The sequence below is a fragment of the Halogranum rubrum genome (assembly GCF_900114455.1).
Classification (GTDB): domain Archaea; phylum Halobacteriota; class Halobacteria; order Halobacteriales; family Haloferacaceae; genus Halogranum; species Halogranum rubrum.
Map to the genome: position 1 here is coordinate 1 of NZ_FOTC01000010.1, position 21,186 is coordinate 21,186.

Annotated in this window: 15 protein-coding genes; 3 read left to right on the forward strand and 12 right to left on the reverse strand. The window is 58.5% G+C overall.

The annotated features are described in order from the left end of the window. Window positions 1-284 precede the first annotated feature (284 nt). The 10 genes from BM083_RS21450 to BM083_RS21495 form a co-directional block, all read right to left on the reverse strand. Window positions 285-1,790 carry a primase-associated protein gene (locus BM083_RS21450; protein ID WP_089872504.1) on the reverse strand — a complete coding sequence of 502 codons (1,506 nt, stop codon included), beginning with the start codon at window positions 1,788-1,790 and terminating at the stop codon, window positions 285-287. Continuing rightward, entirely contained in the window at window positions 1,787-2,680 is an 894-nt protein-coding gene (locus tag BM083_RS21455; RefSeq protein ID WP_089872506.1) for a bifunctional DNA primase/polymerase, read from the reverse strand. Before BM083_RS21455 ends, BM083_RS21450 begins: the two co-directional genes overlap by 4 nt. After that, window positions 2,677-6,888, reverse strand: coding sequence for an ATP-binding protein (locus tag BM083_RS21460; protein ID WP_089872508.1), 4,212 nt, complete (start codon window positions 6,886-6,888; stop codon window positions 2,677-2,679). The genes BM083_RS21455 and BM083_RS21460 overlap by 4 nt, the downstream gene beginning before the upstream one ends. Further along, entirely contained in the window at window positions 6,881-9,118 is a 2,238-nt protein-coding gene (locus BM083_RS21465; RefSeq protein ID WP_089872510.1) for a VirB4 family type IV secretion system protein, read from the reverse strand. The genes BM083_RS21460 and BM083_RS21465 overlap by 8 nt, the downstream gene beginning before the upstream one ends. Further along, complete coding sequence (locus BM083_RS21470; protein WP_218149003.1) at window positions 9,118-10,167, reverse strand: TraC-like domain-containing protein; 1,050 nt, start codon at window positions 10,165-10,167, stop codon at window positions 9,118-9,120. Before BM083_RS21470 ends, BM083_RS21465 begins: the two co-directional genes overlap by 1 nt. A gap of 6 nt (window positions 10,168-10,173) precedes the next feature. Further along, window positions 10,174-10,560, reverse strand: a complete 387-nt coding sequence (locus tag BM083_RS21475; RefSeq protein WP_177197739.1) for a hypothetical protein — start codon at window positions 10,558-10,560, stop codon at window positions 10,174-10,176. A 75-nt stretch (window positions 10,561-10,635) separates the two neighbouring features. Continuing rightward, window positions 10,636-11,865: an ATP-binding protein gene (locus BM083_RS21480; protein ID WP_245756969.1), complete on the reverse strand. Its 1,230-nt coding sequence runs from the start codon at window positions 11,863-11,865 to the stop codon at window positions 10,636-10,638. Window positions 11,866-12,083: 218 nt separating this feature from the next. Continuing rightward, a complete protein-coding gene (locus tag BM083_RS21485; RefSeq protein ID WP_089872514.1) occupies window positions 12,084-13,556 on the reverse strand; it encodes a TrbL/VirB6 family protein in 1,473 nt (490 codons plus the stop codon). Window positions 13,557-13,633: 77 nt separating this feature from the next. Beyond that, window positions 13,634-15,466, reverse strand: a complete 1,833-nt coding sequence (locus BM083_RS21490) for a DUF8186 domain-containing protein (RefSeq protein WP_218149004.1) — start codon at window positions 15,464-15,466, stop codon at window positions 13,634-13,636. Between the two features lie 62 nt (window positions 15,467-15,528). Beyond that, complete coding sequence (locus tag BM083_RS21495; RefSeq protein WP_089872516.1) at window positions 15,529-15,864, reverse strand: hypothetical protein; 336 nt, start codon at window positions 15,862-15,864, stop codon at window positions 15,529-15,531. 428 nt (window positions 15,865-16,292) lie between these two features. Here BM083_RS21495 and BM083_RS21500 point away from each other — a divergent pair, with 428 nt between their 5' ends. Next, entirely contained in the window at window positions 16,293-16,673 is a 381-nt protein-coding gene (locus BM083_RS21500) for a PadR family transcriptional regulator (RefSeq protein ID WP_089872518.1), read from the forward strand. Between the two features lie 326 nt (window positions 16,674-16,999). Continuing rightward, on the forward strand, window positions 17,000-17,887 hold the full coding sequence (locus BM083_RS21505) for a DUF8172 family protein (RefSeq protein WP_089872519.1): 888 nt from the start codon (window positions 17,000-17,002) through the stop codon (window positions 17,885-17,887). 194 nt (window positions 17,888-18,081) lie between these two features. On the opposite strand, the gene BM083_RS21510 is transcribed toward BM083_RS21505, so the two are convergent. After that, window positions 18,082-18,975, reverse strand: a complete 894-nt coding sequence (locus BM083_RS21510) for a hypothetical protein (protein WP_218149005.1) — start codon at window positions 18,973-18,975, stop codon at window positions 18,082-18,084. Between the two features lie 77 nt (window positions 18,976-19,052). Then, complete coding sequence (locus BM083_RS21515) at window positions 19,053-20,159, reverse strand: competence protein CoiA family protein (protein WP_143085792.1); 1,107 nt, start codon at window positions 20,157-20,159, stop codon at window positions 19,053-19,055. A gap of 120 nt (window positions 20,160-20,279) precedes the next feature. On the opposite strand from BM083_RS21515, the gene BM083_RS21520 reads away from it, so the two are divergent. Then, a complete protein-coding gene (locus BM083_RS21520; RefSeq protein ID WP_089872521.1) occupies window positions 20,280-21,185 on the forward strand; it encodes an immunoglobulin domain-containing protein in 906 nt (301 codons plus the stop codon). Window position 21,186 lies beyond the last annotated feature (1 nt).

The following is a 21,186-nucleotide window of genomic DNA, read 5'->3' on the forward strand; positions in this document are numbered from 1 at the left end:
ACGAGACTCGAGATTCTCGTCGATATATGCAACGTGTGACGGCCGCTACCCGCTGAATATCGGCGAAACGGGAAATTAGGCGAATAAGGTTACCTATCCTATATGAATGCAAGTCCAGACGATAAATGAAAATCGAGGGGGAGAACCGCTAAGACTGCTCAATTATCCACGGAAAAGCCCTCATTCGTATTTGCAAACCGCAGTCCTGAACACTCACGATATACCGACGAGGAATAGATACGCGAACTGTCAAACGTGACCGCGTGTCCACTCGACCCGGTCAGTTACTGTGAAGGAGACGCTCCTTGGTCATCGATCTGCTCGTACATCTCGTCGGGGAAGGGGAGGCTCCCATAGATCGAGTACGGACACTGGTCGCGCCCGATGCAGTACCGCTGCATATCATCATTCGCACAATTCATCGGGAGGGGGATTTCGCCGCCGATGTCGTTGTCGAGTTCGTACCGAATCTGGTACTCAGTCACCTCGTCGTCGTACCAGGGCCACCGCGAGAACAGGTCTTTCACGTCGCTGATAAATTCCTCCGTACTCGCGTCCCGGTACTGTGGGAGCCACCACGCCATCCGCACCAGATTGAACAGATCCTTCCGAACGGGTTTCTTCTCCTGCAGGCGCTCGTCCATCGCCGCCATGCAGGGCAACTCGAACAGATCTTCGAGTTCATCGACGTAGAGGGGTTGCGCACCGTCACTGTATTCGGTGAGCGTGTACCGATTCAAGCGCGCGTTCTCAACGGTGACGCTCGCGTGATCGCGATTCCGCGAGAGCACCGTCCCGAGACTTCGCGGCGAGGAGATGGACTCACAGACCTGTCGCTCCCACGTTCGGTCCGGCTCGTATGCGTCAACCGCTTCGTAGAGGTCGCGTGCAGTCTGCGTCTCTCCGAGTTGGGCGACGTCGTCGTCTGCGTCGGAGACAGCGTTGATGATCGTCAGCAGGTCACGTTTCTGCCGGCTCCAGTTCTCCCACACGCGATGGGTTTGTCCGGCCTGGAAGAACCGGTCGATACGGTCAGTGATCGCCGATTCGTTCGCGGTGAGCCAGCTTCGTTGGTCTGCGGTCAGCACCTCTTCTTGAACTGCGAGCAGCCGGCCAAAGGCGTCCTCTGCGTACTCGCGGTACTTCGCCATAAAATCCGAGACGGGGACGTACAGGTGGTTGTCCGCGATGTGGGCCTGGATCTCGCCCTGCTGGTTCTCATCCCCCTCCGAACGAGCGAGGCACTTTCGTGAGGCGGCGACGAGCGGGATTTCGAGGTAATACCCCTCTCCGAACTCGGGGCGTTCGGTGATGTCCGTACAGACACGCCCCGGATGGACACCGTCCTCGCCGGGATCTTTCGCGTAGAGGGTTTCGGCGATTTCCTGGTGGAGCGACCAGTCTTCGTACTCGCGAACGAGTGAGGCGATATTGTTGACGTAGAGTTCGCGGAGATCACCGAGGAGCGCGAGATGACGGGGCGGCGTATCCTCGAGTTTCGGATGGTCCATGATGCAGACCGCCCCGAGAGTCGTGAGGGTGGCTAGCGCTCCCGGATCGTCGACATAGGGGCGCTCCGCCGCCTCCTCCCGTGTGCTCGGCGCGAACGCATCGATAGTGAACCGCTCGATATCTGCGAGCATCTTCTTGGTCTGCTGCTCGCCATCGACCGTCCAGCGCTGATACCCACGCTCGAACAGCTGCGTGAGCTGTAACTCTCCTTTGTCTCGGGGGAGGGCCGCGACTCGATACGCCGTGTACTCGTCGTCTGTGGGCGTGTCTCGGCTCATGATTCGAGGAAGTTGGGCGTCGCTTCGGTTCGGAAGTCGAATCCCGGATCGTCGATGGGCTGGACGACACGCGAGACGTCGGCGTGTATCGAGTACGGCAGCCGCATCACCCGACGCCGGTCGGCCGTAACGACTGGATCGATAGGAATCTCGTACTCGTCGAGGAGCAGATCGTTGATGACTTCGCGACTTTGCTCGTCGTAGTGGTGTTCGAGATCCGTATCGAGCAAGTAGACGTGACAGCCCTGCCCCGAGTAGACGACCATCGTCTCGTCGGCTGCAAAGTCGTCCTCGAAGATGTCCCGGACGGCAAATCCGTACTCAAGAGCCTGCTCGATATCCTCGAACGCGTAGGGATATCCCTCAGGTGGGCTGTCAAGGACACCTGTGGCACGAAGTTGCTCAGTCCCGACATCGTCGGCTCTCCCATTGGTTGATTCATTGGAAGCGCGCTGTGCGGCGATGTCCTTCGCGTCGATATCGACCGCGAGGACCCATGGTTGCTCCCAGTGCTCGAGCGCGTAGTAGACTGCATCAGGGCGTGGTTCTGGTCGTTCTAATAGATCCGGATCTGCGAGCGCGTAGTTGCTCCCTTGAGCGGGGTCGTAGCGTGCGGGGTACTGGATGAATTCGACGAGGTCCTCCACCGAGCCGAACTGCTGGATGGCTCGTTCGCCGGAGTCGCTGGTCTGCCAGGTATTGCGGCGGATGAACGATCGATCGGGAGCGTTCTGCTTCCGGATCGGGTATGCCTCGCGGAAGGCGATGGCGTACTGCTTAGGGCCACTGGCTGTGAGGAATGACGGAAGGGCGTCGAGGTGGTCCGGAAACGTCTCTGTGTAGTAGGTGTGCAGTTCCTCGCGAGTCGCTTCTCGCCATTTTCCAGTCACGGCTCTTGGTCGACCTCCGTTTTCAGGCTCCGGAACGTGTGGAGAGCGTCCATTCCCTGCAGGCCGTGGTCGTTGATCGCTGCGCGAAGCGAACTAATCGTCCGGGTTTGCGTGGACGTCAACGAGATATCGACTGTGTCAGTGTCTGTGAGCGACTCGATGATCTCCAGAATGAGGTCCTTGTCTTCACACGCCCAGACAGCAGCCGCGTCGACGCTCGCTAGTTTCTCGTAATCCGAGAGCAGCGCGTCGGGATTGTTGCTCGGGGTTTCGACTTCCCCTACCCAGATGAGGTCGTCGTCGGTGTCGAACCCAGCAACGTCAAACACGATATCCTCCGTATGCTGATGGTAGACGGCCGTGCGAGCAACGTCTTCCTGCTGGGTGAGCCATGCTTCGAGGAACACAACGGCAGCCTTGTGTGGCGTTTTCTCACCGAGATCGCCGATACCTGGGCTGGCGTCAAGCGACCGATCGAGGAACCGTCGCCCGGCGGGGAGGACTGTGTAGTACGTCTGCCAGAACGAGCGGTGTTCTTCGATGAACTCCTTCTCTTTGAGCGTCTCGAGGTCGAGATTGGAGAATGGCTCTTTGAGCACGGTCATGCTCTCCAGCAGCGAATACTCCTCGACCTGGTGGTTCATCGCATCCAGTACGAGACCGAGGAAGGCGGCCTCGTCACGCGTGATGCCTTCCTCGCGGAGCGTCTCATCCGGAATGCTCGTCGTCGCGTCCTTGAAACGGGTCGAGTGTGACGCATCGGGATTCTGACTCACCTCTGAATCTTGTTGGTGCTCTGACCCACCGTTGGGAGCAGCGGCGACGGACTCCTCAGAAGCGTCATCAAGCGATGCGAAGTCCTGGATAGTTACCTCAATCCCGTACGATTCGGCGTGCTCGGTGATGGTCCCGAGTCGAGTGAAGAGTTCACTGGATGTCGAAGCGGTGGAACGAGCGCGTTTGGCGGCCACGAACACGTCGTCTTTAGACGCGAATTGACAGCACGCACTGGCCTTCCGCTCCTCGGACGCAGTATATTCGGACCTACAGATGTCGCAGACGTAGCACTCGGTGTCCGTGTCGTAACTCACGTGCTCGGGCAGCGAATTCCCACTTGTCGTCTCCGCCGAATCCTCTGTGTCCTCGTTGCTGTCCGTAGTTTGGATTCCTGAAGCCTCGCTGCGCTCCTCACGGTGTTCTGACGCTGCTTGTCCCGCAGCCGAGAGTTGTTGGCTTCCCTCGGCTTCCTGTTGCTCGTCTGCAGTAGCGCCGAACATGGGCGCACTCCCGATATCTCGTTCGTCACTCGATGAGGTGCCGGTGTCGTCGGCTGTGCTCGCTGCCTCGTCTTTCGCAGAGACGCCTGTGTCGTCGCTCTCGCCATTCGCACCGAAGAATGGTGCATCCGATGGGCTACCGCCGTCGGCGGCTCCAGCGCCCGCTGTGCTCGCGCTCGACGATGCCGCCTCCGCGTCAGCGTCATCGCCCACCTCGTCAAGCGTCTCCCGAACCTCTTCGCGGGCAAATTGATTCGTCCGGCCCGGCAAACTGCACTCGTCCTGCGTTCGTCGCATCACCCGGGGAATCTGCTGTTCCTCGAAGAGATGCCGGTCGTCACCCGACAGTGGTGCATCGCTCTCGGGGTGGCCGTCGGGGATCGGTAGCGATGCAAGTGAGAACGGCGCCGGACCCGTCTGTCCGAACTGTGGACTCGGTAACTGGGCGATCCACTCACCGGCTGGCAGGCGACTCACGCGATTGCGGAACTCGGTCGTGCTGAGATTCTCGTGGGCCATCGACTCAGCGAGCTTCGCGTCCGTCGCGATATTCCCGATGAGCTTCGTCTTGACGTTGTTCAGAATCTCCGTGTACGCCCGGTCCGACGTGCTGTACTGCGCGACCTGTTCGGGGTACTGCAGGATCAGACCGAGACTCACACCGAAGGCTCGGCCCTGAGGGATGAACTGCTCGTAGACCAGCGAGGACGTCGCGACAGCTGCCGCCTCCTCGATGATCATATTCACAATCGAATCGTCGGCGTCGCTCTCGCTCTGACGAGCCCCACCGTTCAGCGACCGCCCACCGCCACGACGGCCCTGGACGGCGTCCCAGAGATTGCTCAGCAGAATCATCGTCAGGGCGTGCTGAGATTCAGCCCGGAACTCACCAAGGTCGAACAGGATGACGGCGTCATCGTTGACGAACTCGCGGAAGTCGAAGGCGTTCCCGACGTACTCCTCGGCCTCGTCGTCCCACTCGGGGACGTGAGTGAACATCTGGTAGAGGTGCTCGTGCTCGACGATCTTGTCGAGGCGATTCGCTGCGGCCCCCATCGTCTGCTGGAACTGGTGGTCGTCGACCTGGCACTTCTGCACCAGCGACTGTTCGATATGCGAGTTCGCCTCGCAGAGTTCGGGAAGCGTCCGGTCACGACTCATCCGGAACACAGCCTGAATCAGGTCCTCGAGGCTGAACGCGTCCTGGCCGTACTCCCGGTCGAACAGCGCCTTGATGAGGAAGGTGAGAATCTCGTTGGCGACATACGCCTGTTCGTGACGCTCCTCGCCGAGAATGAGCCGCATGATCTCGTGGAAGTGCTCGACCTTGTCTTGAACGGCATCCTGGCGGGAACGCCCCATCGCGAGTGCGGGGCGAATATCGAAAAACGAGACCGCCGGGAGTGTCTCCGGCGCGTTGAAATAGTAGACGTCGTTCAGGTTTCCGTTCTTGGCGTAGTGGGCGTGGAGATAGTTCTCGGCCATTCCATCGCCCTTCCCTTCCAGCAAGACGGTCGGGCCGTCGACGTGCTCGTGGAGTGAGAGCATCTCGGTCTGCACGGCTGTTGATTTCCCACTCCCTGTCGACGCTGCCCGAATGTAGCTCGTCGTCAGGAGGTCCGGCGGGATACGAATCGGTTGGTCCAATGGTTCGTTCCGGTTCCGGAGGGGCTTCCCTACCGTCATGCCCGTTCCGGCGAACTCCTCGAGGAGATCGGGATCCGGGAGCGGTAGTGGCTGGCGGAGTCGCTCTTTCCCGCGAGCGCCACGTGAGCCCTCGGTGGTTAGTGTCTGTGCGCTCGGCACCGCCACGAAGTTCGCCAATTCATCCGCGTTCAGAATGAGCTGGGGCCGGCGCTTTCCCATCGAGGACTGGTTGAACGAACGGTTGACCAATCGGTTCAGTTCTTTCTTGGCGGGGTCTCGAATGTTGGTCAGGCTCTTCGTAACGCGGCTACCGTCGAGATGGTAGAAGTACCCATCCAGGTGATTGAACGCGTTCGCCAGCGTCTCGATATTGTTCGCCGCCTGTGCTTTGACTGCCTCATCAGGCTCGTTCGAGAGGACGGCGACCGTCCGGACGTTCACGAGAAACGTCTGTGAGGGGCCTTTCTGGTCGATGAGTGCCTGCCGTGACGCAACCTCCCCGCTGGCCGCACTCGACGTCTGCCGGGTACTCTCGCCGACGTGAGGCGGATCACGACCACGTCGCCGATCTCGGATACGCTCTTGGTCGGCGCCGTAGACCATGTCGGCAAGGCTAGTCCGCGCGGACTGGAGAGCACCATCGTGTTTCGTCTCGATCTGCTTTTTCCGGCCTTCAGCGAGCTTCTGCCAGCTACTGTACCGTGTGAACAACACTTGCAACGCGGTGGGAGCTGTGGCCTCTGTGAGTCGTTCAACGGCCGTCGCGAGTGGCGCTCGTGCTGGGTTTCCCGAACTGGTACCTTCCTCTTGGACCTGCGAGTACTGCTTGATCGGCGTCATCCAGTCGCGGCTCCGCTCACCGACGCCGCTCCAGCGAGCAGCGAATGGCGTGCGCTCAGATAGTGAAACCTCCTGCTCCTCTGTGTCGGAGTCCTCTGCCAGGAGTTGGGACTCCTCCTCGTCCGTGTCTGGACGACAGAGTTCTGCGGGGAGGTCGACCGTCTCCTCGTAAATCTCGTAGCTTGCTGGGTACGCAGTCTGCAGTTCGGATTCGACCGTCGGCAGCATCTCCTCATCGTCGACACCGAGATAGAACCGTACCGGCGCGTCTTCGCCTTGCGTGAGTGCGAGGAACTCGAATGTGGGCGGACTCTTCCGTGGGTCGTATTTGACCTTCCAGCCGGTGCGGAGCTTCCGCAACCCAGCGAGTCGGGATACAATATCGGCTGAGTCGACGCGTTCCCGCGCTGGCTCAATGCGGACGTAGCGACGAGTCTCAGTCATCGGCCTCTTGCGGTGCTGTCGAGACCCCGGCCTCAGCGAGCAGCGAGTCCGGGATGTCGTAGTCGTCGACGCGACCCTCCTGGGCGAGATACTCGACGTCGCCGGCGTCGATGTACCGCTGGTCGACGAGATACTCCCACGGATCCAGATCGTCGTCGAGGACGTGAATCTCGTAGTCGTTCACGTGGAGAGCGAGCGACTTCGTCCAGTCGTTGACGGCGAGTAGGCACTCCGAGTAACCGCCGTCCTCGCCGGTCTGCGCGGTCGCGATGAAGTTCTGCTCGGAGGGTGTGAGGCCGTGGAAGTCGATCATGGCGTCGCTGACCGACTCGTGGTGGAAGATCTGTTTGATGTCACAGAGGTTGTAGACGTTCCGCGCTTTCTCGACGGCCTCCTCGGACTTCTTGTCGGACTTCGCGATGAACTCGTCGACCGTCTGTGAGATGAGCGTGATTGCCGTGTTGAAGTGGCGGCTGTGGCGGATGAACAGGTCGATCATGTCCGTCGTTGCTGCCCGCCGTAACAGGTAGTGGGCCTCGTCGATGGTGACCTGCGTCCGTCGGTCACTGCTCTGGGCGCGCTGGTAGATCCAGTCGAACATGACGTGCATGAACAGCGGCGCCTGCCCGGTATCGGCAAACATCGACATGTCGATGACGACCAGCCGATTGTCGAGTTCGACGTTGGTTCGCCCGTTCAGATTGTCGTTTTCGCCGCCGTGCTGGAACGCTTCGAGACCGAGGAGGAGCTGGTAGGCGTACTTCTCGTCGGCCTCTTTGAATCGCATCTCCAGTTGTTCAATCTCCGGCCGAACGCGCTCCTCGTTTGCATCCTCGTGCAGTTCGATGAACTCCGACGGTTGGTCACCGTCCGTGAGCGCGTGGAGGATGTCGAGGACATCCTGCATCGTCGGGCTCGTATTCTCGTGCGTCGCCGGGTCGGGGGTAATTCCGTACTTGAGGTATGCCAGCCGAACAGCCCGACGGAGAATTCCCTCCTGTTCCTTGCTCAGCGACTGGTCGGCGACGGCCGAGAAGTGCGTGCGGAACAGCTCCATCACCGAGCGGAACTTCTTCTTGAACGGGTCGTCGGCGACGTCGTCGATGCCACGGCGAATCTCGAGCGGATTCACCGTGTTCTGCCCGCCGAAGCGGATGACCTGCCCGCCGAGGTCGTTCGCGAAGTCGACGAAATCCCCGAGTGGATCGAGGACGAGCATCTCGATTTCGGGGTCCATCATCAGCCGATGGTACATCTCGTGCTTCTCGGCGAACGTCTTCCCAGACCCCATCTTTCCGGCAATCGCCTTCGAGTACGATGAGAGCCGGTAGCGGTCAAGCAGAACGGGCGTGTTTGTCCCGTCGAACCCATAGAAGACGCCTTCAGGGTCCGCAACCGCGGGCTCGATGAATGGGAACATCGTTCCCACCGCGGTCTCCTGCATGAGTTGGGTAGCCTTGATCGGGTCATCACCCAGCGGCGCGAGTGCGTCCTGAGATTCGATTTGGCGTTTGTCGAGGGTGACCGCTTTGGCATTCGCAGCGCCAAGCGTTTCGACGACGCGTTCGGTGGCGTCGTCGAGTTCTTGCTCGGTGTCGGCGATGATCTCGATGTAGATCGCGAAGTCGAAAAGCTTCGTCTCACCGAGGATGATGTCCCAGATGAGGTCTTTGACCATGTCGCGGTCGGCCTCAGCCTCGTGGGTGTCGGTCTGGTTCTTCTCGTGTTTCTTGTGAAGACGGGCTCGCAACTGCGTGAGACGTTTCTGGAGTTTCCGGAGAACCGATCCCGTGTCGCGAGGCTCGATGTGCTGGGTAACGCGGACGTGGTCGTTCGTCGTGTACAGGTTCTCAAGCCACCCGAGGGGAACGCGTTCGGGATAGCCGTGGATGGTGAGGGTGCGGACGAACTGGTCGTTGCGAACCATATATCCCGACTCGAAGAGGTTCGAGACTTCCTGGAGCTGGCGCGGAGCAATCACATCCCGGTCGGCAAGCGTCTGCTCGGTCTCGTCCTGCACGATGCCGAGTCGGAGTTCTCCCTCGTCGACGTCCTCGACCTCAAGCAGGTACTCGGCTTGTTCGCGGATGTTCTCCTTCGTGAGGTCGTCCCCATTCGCTTCGAGGATCTCCGCAGCGCGGTCGAATGTCTCGTCGTCAATGTCGTCGATGCTTGGCTCACTACTCCCCACGGGAAGCCACGAGCGAAGGCGGTCGAAACGCCCCGCCATTAGTGCTCACCCTCCGTTTTCGTCGCGTGAGAGAACTTCTCGAACTTCGGGTCGACGTGGTTGTAGTAGTGATAGAGGATCTCCATCGTCTCTTGGCGGTCGGTGACACGTTCGATGGACACGTCTGTCCGGCCGAGTTTGTTCGTGATTCGGCGCTGTCGCTGCCGGACTTCGCGGATACAGAGTTCGGTTCGAGCCCCCTCATGGGAGTCGCCCAGTGGTGTTCGATCGACGATCCCCGAAAAGACCGTCCCGATGACCGGAAGCGTTCCTAGCTGGCTCAACACACTCCCCGAATCGAGGTCCTTGTGGACCTGGTCAGCATCGACGCGCGTGACGATGTAGAAATCGCGCTGTTTGAGGTCCTCGTCTTCGATGTTCGTGTTGGCCCACTGGATGTAGAATTTGCGTCCGTACTGGAGGATGGGCGTCTGGCCGCGTGAGGCCATGCTCGCGCCGGCTGTATAGAAACGTTCGAGGTGGCCGGTCAGGTCGAAGGTCTTCGGGTAGCAGGGGACCGCGACGCTGGACTCGAGCGACATCAGGAACGACATATACGCACTCATCGTGTCGCGTTTCGCCTGGTCGCTGAGCGAGAGCCAGTTCTGGGGGTGGACTTTCAGCAGTCCGATGTAGCTGTTCTCGTCGACAGCGATGCCGTCGTCACGAACGTAGTCAAAGCCGAGTTTCTCCTGCGTGGTCGTAGACTCGCCGAGTCGATTCTCGAGGTCAAAGTGGTCGCGAGCCCGAGCCCGTTCGCGAGCGGTCGGGAGATCCTCGTCGATGTCGTCGAGGAAGTTATCGAGTGCGCGGAGGACTTCGAGGTCGGACTCGGGGGCTCCGTTTTGAGTCGCCGAGGTCGGCTGGGTACCGTTCTGTGACTCGGAACTCAGCGGCGAAGTGGAATCATCCGCCGATACACTCGTCGTCGATTGTCCGGTTGAACTATCGGGTGCAGCGTTCCCGTTCGTTGTCTCGTCTACTTCGTGTTCCCCGTCGCTGTCGGCGGTTGTTCCGTCGTTGGTCTCGTCGGAGGAGGCAGAGCCCATTCGCGGTCACCTCGATTCGGTCTCCTGTTCGGCTTCGATCGTTTCGACGTCGAGTCCATCCTGCCGGACGCCGACGACGTCCTGGATGACAGGCGTCTCTGCCTCGGGTCGAGTGCGGCGATTGTAGTACGAGTTCGATGAGAGATAGTAGTCTGCTGCGGCCCGGGCGTAGCTGATCGGTCGCTGGCCAGCGGGCGCAACGAGGAGGATGAGGATGCCGAGGGTGAGACCAATGCCGCCAGCAATCAGGAAGAGCGTGCCGGTGAACCCGAGGCTCTGGGCGATGCCGAGGGCGAGGAATGGGATGATGAGGACCTCGCCGACTTCGCGGGCAGTGAGACCAAATACCAACTTCGTGTTGATGATCCGGCCTGCGATGGGGAAGGTCTCCATGTAATTATTTCCTTACAAAGATAGGTAGTTAATAGTTTTCCCGGGGTATCGGTTTTCCATTGTATTCGTGATTTGTTAGGTATTTGTGTCCGTAGAGGGGTCCGGGAACGATTCGTGAAGATCATCGAGCGTGATCGCTTCTGCATCACGCTCGGCAGCATGCATTGCGGCGTCGTCGACGATCCCCACAATGTCCGCACTACTGAGCCCCTCAGAGCGGTCGGCTAGCTCTTGGTAGTCGTCCTCGTCGAGGGCGGTCGGAAGCTCGCGGAGTCGGACGCGGAAGATCGCCTCACGAGCGTCGTGGTCAGGGAGGCCGATTTCGTACTGCTGATCAAACCGCCCGCGGCGTGTGGCGGCCTCGTCGAGGAGGTCAGCTCGGTTCGTCGCTGCAATCACGAGGAAATTCGGCTCTTCATCGTCCAAGTGCGCGAGGAACTCGTTGACGACCTGGGCGTGCTCACGATGGAGGTCGTTTCCGCGACCAGCGAGCAGCGCATCAATTTCGTCGATGAAGATGACACACCGATCGAACTGCTGGGCTTCGTCGAACAGTCGGTTGACCTGCTCGGTCGACTCGTTGATCCACCGGGATTTGATATCCCCTGCGGACAGCTCGAGGTATGGATGGCCGAGTTCACCGGCGATTGCTCGGGCGAATAGAGTCTTCCCGGTTCCGGGTGGGCCGTACAGGAGGATCCCATTCGGTGGTGAGACGTTGAATCGCTCGTAGGCTTCGTCGATTCGAGTAAGTGGTCGGAGTACCGATCGTTCGATCTTCGTTTTCAGCGACTCCATCCCACCAATATCTGTAAATCGCGTCTCTGGTGCTGTGTTCCAGTTGTGGGTGAAATCTGCATCCTCTCTCGAGAATTTTTCTTTATCGAGAGTCGGCTGATTGGTGGTTTCAGATGAATCCTTCACGGAACTTGAGCCAGCGCGTTGTTTCTCTTGTTTAACAGAGGAACTGGTGCCATCAGTAGCTATAGCTCCGAGATTGGCATATAGCATCATTGGAACATATGCGATCCAAGTGAGGCCCATCACCCACGCATCGTTGAACGGAACAGACGCTCGAAGTGGGCGTAGCTTCTCTGCAAGGATAGGCCAGCTCTGTCCCCAGAGAGGGAGAAACCAGACGAGGGTCAGGAGAACCGCTCCGATAATAATTCCGAAGGTCCATCCACTATCAATTCCCTCGTGATCTTCGCCGAATACTTTGTCAATAACCGTGAATACTGAAATGGCGATTACCAGTGGGGCGAGGGGTACAGCAACTACGCTGAGAAGCGCGGGAATGAGCATACCAAGGTGAGATGCTAATTCACCACCCACTAGGAGTACCCCAATTGGAACAAGTAGGTAACAAGCTGAGGATGCCGCCGTAGAGACAGCCAGAATAATTCCGGCTCGAAACATGCCTCTACCTCGTTGGGTAGTAGTGGACGTAGTGCGTTCTTTACCGTCCATAGTTGCCCCAGATTAAGGTATCCTCCAATATATGCATCTGGCCGAGCGGACATTCATTTGGATCGACCTCTGCTCTCTGACTCGTCTGCGTAGTCACTCAGATCCCGTTGTTTCGGACTAGTTTCTTGGCTCGTATCCACAACGGGGTTCTCCCGATAGCGTTCTAAACCCGCCTCAGCCCAATCAACGGGCGATTGGTGAAGGTTCCGTGTCGCATAGTCTGTGCCGGACTTGGCGTCCTTAACCGCACGCTTTCCACCTTTCTTGAAAGCTTGACCTCCCTTCTTTGCGTCGTCAACCCGCTTTTCTGAAAGGAGAGTCGTAGCTGCGCTTCCAACAGCTCCCTTCGTTCGTGTCGCAGCTGACCCAGCTTTGTTAACAGCAGCACCACCCTTCCCGCCAGTTGCCCACCTGTCAACGCCAGATGCTCCATGCCTTGCCTGTTCTATCAGGGCTGTGCGCGTCGATTTTTCGCCAGACTGAGTTGACGACGAACTCTGAGAACTCGATTTGCTCTTCGCACCTTGACGACCCGAGATCCGCCGCGGCGACAGCCCGGCCATCGCTGCTGATTTGATGCCGACGAGTGCGGGTGCGACGAGTCCGATCAGCCAGAAGAGGTACGCCTCGAGGACTTCCCCGAAGCCAGGGTCACCAGCTTGCTGAGCCTGTGCTGCTGTTGCTCCCTGCCCGGCCATGTCCGCGTACGCACCGGCAGCCGCGGCGCCCGTCTGTAAGAGACCGGCCATCACGATTCCGGCGAGGAGCATATACGCCGTCGCCCGGAGGGCGGTTTTCGCAATCTCCGAGGTGTAACGGAGCGGCCCGAAGTCCAGAAACAGCATCGCCCCGAGGACGGGCAGGAGGATGAACGTCGCATTGAACAGGAACTCCCGCAGGACAAAGACCCCGAGCGCCAGCAGGATACCTGCCACGGACACCATACTCAGGATGAGCGCGCCGATGATCACTCCAGCGCCCGACGCCGCAGCTCCGTCTAGACTGGATTTCAGAACTTCAGGTCCGAATGCGGCGCCGTAGTTGGCGGTGAAGATGTGGCGAATGATCGCGTTCGTCAGCAGCAGTCCGAAGTGCATGATCTGACGGGCGACGGCGACAAAGATGATCACCTTCAGCGCTTTCCAGACCAGCATGAAGTTCGTCACCTCGCGCTGGTCGGCGAACGGTTTCGTTGCGACCCCCGCCATGAACATGATCACGAGCAGCTGCGGGAAGATATCGAGATTGTGCTGGAAGGCCGCTTGCATGGTGGGGTCGGAGTAGGGGCTGTCGAAGATGATGAACGTCCGCATCCCGTTGGCGATGAGCTCGCCGATGAAGCCGAGAATCCCGGTGAGGATGTAGGTGAAGAAGTTCGCGATCCAGTCGGTGAAGACGGCGGCGAGCGGAACCAGCGTGGCGTCAGTCGGCAGCGTCGCGATGCCGTGCTGGACGGACGCCAGTGTATCGGGACCGATGCTGTCGTGGACGACGTCGAACGGGATGTGAAATCTCGATCCAGTCATCGTTTGTTCTGAGTTTGGTGGTGTGCGTTTGGTGCGTGAGCTTCAGAGTGGAAACCCAAGTAAGTGCATCACGAGTACTAGCCTGTTCCCCTCCGCATGTACGCGAACGGTGCGAAGAAGACGAGAAACGCCGCCACCGAGACGAGCGCACCTGCGAGGCTGGTCAGGAGTTGGTAGATGTTGAATGGCTCCGGCTGGAACGCGACTCGCGTCTGTGCGGGCCCGTAGTAGACGTTCTCGGAGACGTTGGTCGCGCCCGTGAACGAGGCAGTGACGTAGAGATCACGCCGCTCGACGACGACTGCGCCGTCGACGTTCGTCATCACTCGTCCTTGGGCAGCCCCGCTGAGCCAGAGGGTTCGACCCGCTAGTGGTTGGCCAGTACTCGAGTCGGTGAGTTGGATCCGGGCGTGCGTCTCGTTGAGTGTCGTCGCGGAGAGACTCGCGTTCTGCTCGCGAACGGTCTGTGTGGTCAGCGGAATCGAGTCGTTGTGGATGTCGCGAACCTCCGTAATCGGCTGGTCAACGTTCGTAATGACGATCGTCGTGTAGCCACGAGGCGGCGCCGAAGAGAGATTCACACGCCGGTCGAGCGGGGCCGCGCTGCCAGACATATTGAAGCCGTTCAATCTCGTGATCTCTGGAGCAGCGGTGACACTCGTGTTCTGCGTCCAGCGGAGCGTGGGCTGCCGACTGCGAGCGGTGAGCCGCAGTTCGAGGACGTTCGGGAATGGGACGGTACGCTGCCGTCCGTCTGTGACCGCAAGTTGCTGTGCGAGCGTCTGGTTGAGTCGAGTCGTGTTACTTGGTGAGAGGGTGGTGTTCGACGTCGTGAGAAGCCGTCGACCCCGTGTCGCATTCGTGTACCGGCGCTGGGAATAGACGCCCCAGACGTTCTGAACGCGCCCAGCCGACCCCTTGAACCGAGCATAGCTCCAGAGTCGGCGGTCAGACAGCGTCTGTGGCCCTTCGAACCGGAGGATGATTCGGTCGATCCCGTCCTCGGAGCGGACGATCGTTTGTGTGACGCTGAGGTCCTGATTCGTGGTGACGACCACAGGAGCGCTGTCCTGGACCGTGTGTGAGAGGGTGAGCGTCTCATCGGCAGTCGTATTCGACAGCTGCCAGCCACCGCCGTCGCGGACGTAGGTCTTCGTCGTGACAGCGACGGTTGAGTTGATTGTCGCGCGGACCTGCATCGTCGTCGGCTCGGTTGCGCTCGCCCCGTCGTACTCAAGTTGGCGAGGCGGTGCTGAATCACTCTCCCAGGTCTGATTCCCGATTCGGACGCTTCGGTCGACCTGCTGCTCGAGGAGATCGTACGAGAGACAGGTCTTGGTGTCGCCGGCAACGGTACACGTCTGATTTGGAAGGAGCGTCGAGTAATCGAGTTGCGTCAAAACCGTGCCATTCCGAGGAATCAGCAGTCGGCCACTTGCGTTTTCAGATCGATTGCCCTCGCTGGCTCCCATGCCAGTACGCACTCCCTCGTTTGTCCCGAGGATCGTGATATGGGCGTCTTTGACGACGGTTCCGTTCGAGCGCTGCGAGTCGGGGAGCCAGAGACTCGTCGAATCGTTGCGCTGAATCGAGTTCAGCTGGGCGAGCCGATACTCACGAAGCGTCTGTTGGTTCGGCCCGACGCGATACGGTGGTTGAGTCGTTGCGTAGGAGAAATCGCGCATCCGACTGATGTTCGCCACAGAGACGTTCTCCGCACGGACGACATCGTCGAGAGTGGAGAGCACGAACGGCGGAAGCGTCCCGGCGTTTGGATCGCGGTCGTCGGAGATGAACGCACGCGTCCCGTTGTTCGGCGCGGTGCCAGTCGGTGCTGTGACCGCACTCACGACGGGGAGCGCGAGGAGGGCAACAACCACCAGCCCCGTGAGGGGGAGACTGTCCGTCATAGGTCAGAGTGATGGGGGTGGAGAGAGCGGTAGCCCGCTCTCGCCTCACCCGAGGACACTGCTCAGGGTAGGACTGGGACGATCATTCCCGGGGCGAGGTTCTCGAAGAGGCCGACGAACACGTTGTAGCTGACCGAGAGGACGATCATCCCGGCGCCGCCCCACATGCCGCGCCAGCCCCATTGGGCGCGGTCGGCACTGCGTCTGGAGACGAACCACACGGCAGCGCCGACGAGGAAGACGATCACGCCGATCTGACCGAGGGTTGTGGCGACGAACTCCTCGATCTGCGTGAGTGAGCTGCTTATTTCGCTTTGTTGGGCGGCAGCGACGCCTGTACTTGCGGTGAACGCGAACAGGACGACCAGGGATCGTGCGACACCGTGACGATGGCGCATGGTTAGTTCATTATAGTGACGGCACTAAAAACCTTAGATAAGACTATTGATGCATTTATCTTAGACGACAGATAGCGCTTCTAACACACAAAAATAGCAAGTAGACTGCGTTCAGGCGGGAGTTTCGAGACGATTCAGTACCATCTCGCCATTGGTATTCAGACGGTCGGATTACAAGGAGACCGACCCGTTGGAATCAAAATCCGGCTCATTGCCGCTAAAAGGCCTATTTTCGCTAGTCTGCCCGGATTCACTGGGAAGCGCAGACGCATCGGCTTTAGATCGAGATAGAAGTGGTATAAGCATAGCTAGTCGGCTGAAAAACTCCGGTGAATCGCCTGGCTTCTGCTAGATAAGATATGACAACTATCGAGTCCAGTCTTAATTGAAGCACAGAATTTTAAGCATCGGTGCTAGGATGGGTGAATATGGCTGATTCAGATCCACCGGATGAGGAGGGGGCAAGCGACCAGGACCCCCCGCCGGCCGGTTCGATTGATTTTTCGACGTATAATATCCCGACCGACCTCACCGCCTTTCAGACCTATCTCCTCTGTCTCATCTATCGATTTGAGACAGTGGAAGGAGTGACCCTCCAGAATGCGCTCGAAGATCTCTACCCGGAGGACATCAATCATGGGCGGTTGTACCCGAGTCTCGACCGGATGGTCGAATCAGGGTTAATCAGTAAACAGACGAAGGAAAGCGACAAGCGTCGGAAGGAGTACTCCCTCACTGGCCGAGGTGAATGGGTTGCAGAGGAGTATCTCCGGTTCGTACGGGAGATGATTGCTTCTCATGGTGAATGAGCAACCGGTGAATCAAATTTGTTTGCCGACGCGATAGTCAAGTCATGATTTTCGAGTGACCGGGGCTTCACAGGAATCTCTCCTGCACCTTCTTAACCAACAGATTGCGAGAGAGACCTGTGTTGTTGGTTAATCTCCGACCGTTGGAGCAGTATTTCTCGTTACGTTCGTGGATATAATCACAACCGCCCCAAGAAGTCCCGGTCTTCGACATCTCCAGACTACATGCATCCAGATCTGGTGGTGGAAATGCGAAGCCACATCCGGATCCTGATAGCGCGAACGCCGAGTTGATTTAAGCACGTGTCACCAACACCTCTGCACAGATGGCTCGTGTCGTCTACTATCACCATCCCCAAGCCGAGAACTTCTCGCTGAAGTATAGCTCGGCCTCTCAATCCGAGATTCTTTCCCGTCGTGAAGGTTCAGACGGCGCGACCAAGCTCATCGGTTATCCGTTTGATACCCCCGTCTACGTCCTCTATGAGAGCGGCACGGAAATCAAAGACGCAAACGAGATTGACTTCGACCAGAAGTGGCTCAGCGACCGAATTGCCGAGCTCCCCCGTGAGGGGCAGGTCGTCGCGTTTCGATTAGTGGAATTGCTCGAAGCGGCTGTAGACGTGAGAGAAGAAGAGGAGTTCCGCCTTTACAAGGAGTTTGAACCACAGAAGATTCGGCAGGCACTCGACCACGTCTCGTGGGGAGCACCACTCCCACGGGTCGCTGGCGAGGTGATGTCGAACCTTATTCTCCGGCATTCGCTGCCGAATGCGAATCATCGAACGGGGATTGCGATGCTGCAGTTCTGTATCGAGAGTGTGAATCCAAACTTCGAGATGCCTCGCACTCACCTCGATGATGAAACCTGGCAGGAGTGGGTTGATCCCTATATCGTCGACTCGAAGCGCCTCATCACGGTTCGACGGAACAACATTCGGTTCAAGCAACTGCAAGAGCTTTGCGTCGATTGCGTGGAGCGAAAAGACGGGATTCAAATCCAGTTAGACGAGTTCGAGCTGGATATGCACTGGCGTGACGCACTGTCGACGTACGCCACTCGGCACGAAGACCACTGTACGGAGTTTGCTCGCGCAGTCTTGGAGCGCGCAGAGCGAGACGATCTCCTCAAGAAAACGGGGCCGACAAAGCAGGAGTTCATCGACTATCTGGAGTCTGGGCTCGTCGAACGGGATTTCAAAGACCTGTTTTGATCAGTCGCGAAGCTCTGCGACCGACTGACCGACCTCTCGGACGTGGGCACTTCGCTCAAGGTCAAGTTCCTCAGCGAGGTAATCAACCGTCTCTTCGAGGCTCATACGCGAAGGAAGCGCTCCGATCAGTATAAACCTAGTGCTGTATCATGACTACGGAGGAGATGACCAGACTGTCTAATGTCTGGATGGAGCTACCACTGCGAGAATCCGATCGCCTCAACTGGGAACCCGTCGGCCTGTTTTGCGACATGGGTTGGTAGCTGGTAGACTCCGCCCTCCACTCGTTCCATCGGTGCTTCGAGCGCACCCTCTGAGAGCGATCGTTCGCTCCACTCGGTATGGGAAACTGCGACCTCAAATCCGGCGACTTGTGGTGGAACTGCGGGCAACGCTTCAGCGTTCTCCGGGTAGTCCTCAAGAAGTGGTGCGTATCGGAACGGAAGACGAAGCAGATGACTACGGGTTGTTTTCCCGGAGTAGAAACATCGATTCGGATCCGCAACGAGTACGTCCTCGACGCGTTCCTCATCAGTCGGATAGTCGATGCCGTAGTGGTCGGGGTCGTCGCCCGATTGTGCCTGCATTACCCGCTCGATTGCTTGTCCGAGACTCATCGGATCAGTCGCGTGGGAGAGCCAGCAGGCTGCTGCAATAGCGTCGTCGGCGTCGGTCGTGAGAGTGTACGTGGAGATCTCCGGGGAGCTGATTGGCGCGTAGTACGCACGCACTGCAAATAGACAGGGGTCGTAGACGCGTCCACCTGCCTCATTCGCTTCGGCGGCGACGTCGTCGCTGTGTAGACGCGACTCGAAGTCAGCTTCGAGTCCCTGGATACGTCGTCGACGGCCGACTACTTCGTACTCGACCGGGTCGATATGGATCTCGGTGTTCTCGGCTGCAGTGAACCGTGCTTCGACGCCGGACGTGTCCTCCGACCCGTACGTCCCGCGTTCAAAGGATTCCTCTGCCCAGCCGTCTGCGAGCCGTATCTGGTAGTCGTCAGTAATCATCGGGGCCTCGGGTTCCGTCGGCGCAGGACCGACCTCCAAATCGCTCTCGTCCATCTCGAAATCGTGTTCGTCCATATTACTGACTCTTAACCCCACCTACTTAAACAAAAGTCGCTCTCGAAGAGCACCCAGTCTCCGATCTGTAGTGCATCTCAGCCGAGTAGATTCGCGAGTTCGTGGAGACTCTCCTGCAGGTTGTGCTCGTGTTCGGTCGAAACCGTGATGAACTCCTTCGAATCACTGTGCTGCTTGAATTTCCCCAGCGACAGCGCCAGATCCCCACTCGGCGTCCCGACGAGCTTCAACAGCACGGACGTATTCTGGAGACCGCTCTCAAGCCAGACCTTCTTAACGTCCTGCCATCCACGAGGCGTGACCTCGGCCGACTCGACCTCGTACGCCAAGCTATGGACTTTCCCACGGTTTCGTCCATGATTTGTCTGAACCGGTGCGAGAACACGCTCTGTTCCGCGCACCTGCTTCCCCAACTGGAGCATTGTACGACCGTCCGGCGTCTCGACAAGCTTGACCCATTTCTGGAACGGGTCATACGATGCACTCAACCACCAGAATCCCAGATCATTCCAGTCTGACTTCCCACCATGCTCGAACTTCCCGTACTCCCATGAGCGACGGAGAAGACCACTAATCTCAGCGAGATACTCTGCCGGGAAGACAACCTCAACCGAGGGATTCGCCGGCTTGGGTTGCCGTAGCCAGTAAATGATGCCATGATACCCGTCTGAAAAGTCGTGCTGGACGCTATTTGGCCAGACTGTGAGAATACCGGAGAGATCGACGTCAAAGCCAGAGAAGTCGTTCTGGTCAAGCCACAGGATGCTGTACTCCTGGGCGAGATATTCCTCGGTGACCGCCTCAATATCCTTGTCTTCGTGACGGTGCTGAACCTCAACGCCGATTCCCCGCCCCTCGGGAAACTGAGGGGCCGAGAACTCAACGAGGATATCTGCTCGGCGATCTCCGAGCGGTTGCTCTAACCCGATTGTCGCGTCTGGATACTCCGTTGTGAGCTTCGAGTACGCAATCGACTTCATCCGCAGATGTGGCGGTGATTCGCCTCCACAGTCCGTCTCTTCCTCCGTGGCGTGGTAGAAATGCCGCGCCACGAACGACCCTGACCGGTGATGGGATCGGCGAATTTTCAACGCATCGCCGCATTTCGGACATTCAAGCGCGTCTTCTCGCTGAACCTGATTTGGGATCACCTCCTCCCCACGATGTAGCGCCAGAAACGGCATTGACTATCTCTTGAATAGTGAGTGAAAGTGCAGAATAATATCCTTTCTCTGTGCAGGGCGTGTGAATTCTCCGAGCAACACGCACCTATTTATCCACTAGTTTGTCAGGTAATACTGAGAATGACGCTCATTTCGCTGCTCAAATTTGCGGACACGCAACGGCCCCCTTACTTCAAACCGGGAACCGACCTCGAGCTGTTCGATGGCGACGAGGAGGAGTGGAATGCCCTCTTCACGACATCGTATTCGCTCTCGACACTCATTGACGCGCTCGAACACGGAACGATAGAGACAGGGCACGTCCGATTTGCTGATTCGACCGCCCGCGACTACCTCCACCATCTTACAGAGACGGGGATTGACGATCGGCTCCATCACGAGAACCTCATGAACCGCGAGCGGCTCGTCGCCTTTGCCGATGCGGACTACACCACAGTAGAGGACTTTCTCGGAACAGCAGACCCGATGGATATCGCCAAAGAGACCGGTGTTGACAGCGATGTCGTCTCCAGTATCGCGACGAACCATCTCGATGGGTTCTCGACCGGCAGCTCGTTCGGAAACACGGGGCCGCTTGCAGATCTCACTCCCGGCGATTCATTCGCAGGATGGGAACTTGTGGAGTCATCGTCGAACCGCATCCGGTGGGTCTCTGCAGGACGATTCAACCTCACGGTTAGCCCTGCACCAGACGGAAGTACGACGGTCTCGTGTAACGCCCCAGACGCCGGCCGAACCGCTTGGTATCGAAAGGGCTACTCAATCGAGGCTGGGCCAGAAGATGAACTCACACCAGAGGATGCGCTCACACAGGCTCACGATTGGTTAGAGAACCACCAGCTGGAATACGAGGACGATCTCGCGCAACTACCTCACATCGGTGCAGCGACTAAGGATTATCTCGCTCTTGAATACGGAATCACGTCCAAAGAAGACCTCCGAACTTTTGCGGAGATACAGCCTGATGAGTTCGACGAAATCTTTGGCTCCCCAGGGTCAGAGCTCCAAACTGCATTAGAGGACTGAA

Excerpts from the sequence above, each read along its gene's own strand:
- BM083_RS21450 (WP_089872504.1), bottom strand. The coding sequence starts at position 1,790 with ATGAGCCGAGACACGCCCACAGACGACGAGTACACGGCGTATCGAGTC.
- BM083_RS21460 (WP_089872508.1), bottom strand. The coding sequence starts at position 6,888 with ATGACTGAGACTCGTCGCTACGTCCGCATTGAGCCAGCGCGGGAACGC.
- BM083_RS21465 (WP_089872510.1), bottom strand. The coding sequence starts at position 9,118 with ATGGCGGGGCGTTTCGACCGCCTTCGCTCGTGGCTTCCCGTGGGGAGT.
- BM083_RS21470 (WP_218149003.1), bottom strand. The coding sequence starts at position 10,167 with ATGGGCTCTGCCTCCTCCGACGAGACCAACGACGGAACAACCGCCGAC.
- BM083_RS21475 (WP_177197739.1), bottom strand. The coding sequence starts at position 10,560 with ATGGAGACCTTCCCCATCGCAGGCCGGATCATCAACACGAAGTTGGTA.
- BM083_RS21480 (WP_245756969.1), bottom strand. The coding sequence starts at position 11,865 with ATGCTCATTCCCGCGCTTCTCAGCGTAGTTGCTGTACCCCTCGCCCCA.
- BM083_RS21485 (WP_089872514.1), bottom strand. The coding sequence starts at position 13,556 with ATGACTGGATCGAGATTTCACATCCCGTTCGACGTCGTCCACGACAGC.
- BM083_RS21490 (WP_218149004.1), bottom strand. The coding sequence starts at position 15,466 with ATGACGGACAGTCTCCCCCTCACGGGGCTGGTGGTTGTTGCCCTCCTC.
- BM083_RS21495 (WP_089872516.1), bottom strand. The coding sequence starts at position 15,864 with ATGCGCCATCGTCACGGTGTCGCACGATCCCTGGTCGTCCTGTTCGCG.
- BM083_RS21500 (WP_089872518.1), top strand. The coding sequence starts at position 16,293 with ATGGCTGATTCAGATCCACCGGATGAGGAGGGGGCAAGCGACCAGGAC.
- BM083_RS21505 (WP_089872519.1), top strand. The coding sequence starts at position 17,000 with ATGGCTCGTGTCGTCTACTATCACCATCCCCAAGCCGAGAACTTCTCG.
- BM083_RS21510 (WP_218149005.1), bottom strand. The coding sequence starts at position 18,975 with ATGGACGAACACGATTTCGAGATGGACGAGAGCGATTTGGAGGTCGGT.
- BM083_RS21515 (WP_143085792.1), bottom strand. The coding sequence starts at position 20,159 with ATGCCGTTTCTGGCGCTACATCGTGGGGAGGAGGTGATCCCAAATCAG.
- BM083_RS21520 (WP_089872521.1), top strand. The coding sequence starts at position 20,280 with ATGACGCTCATTTCGCTGCTCAAATTTGCGGACACGCAACGGCCCCCT.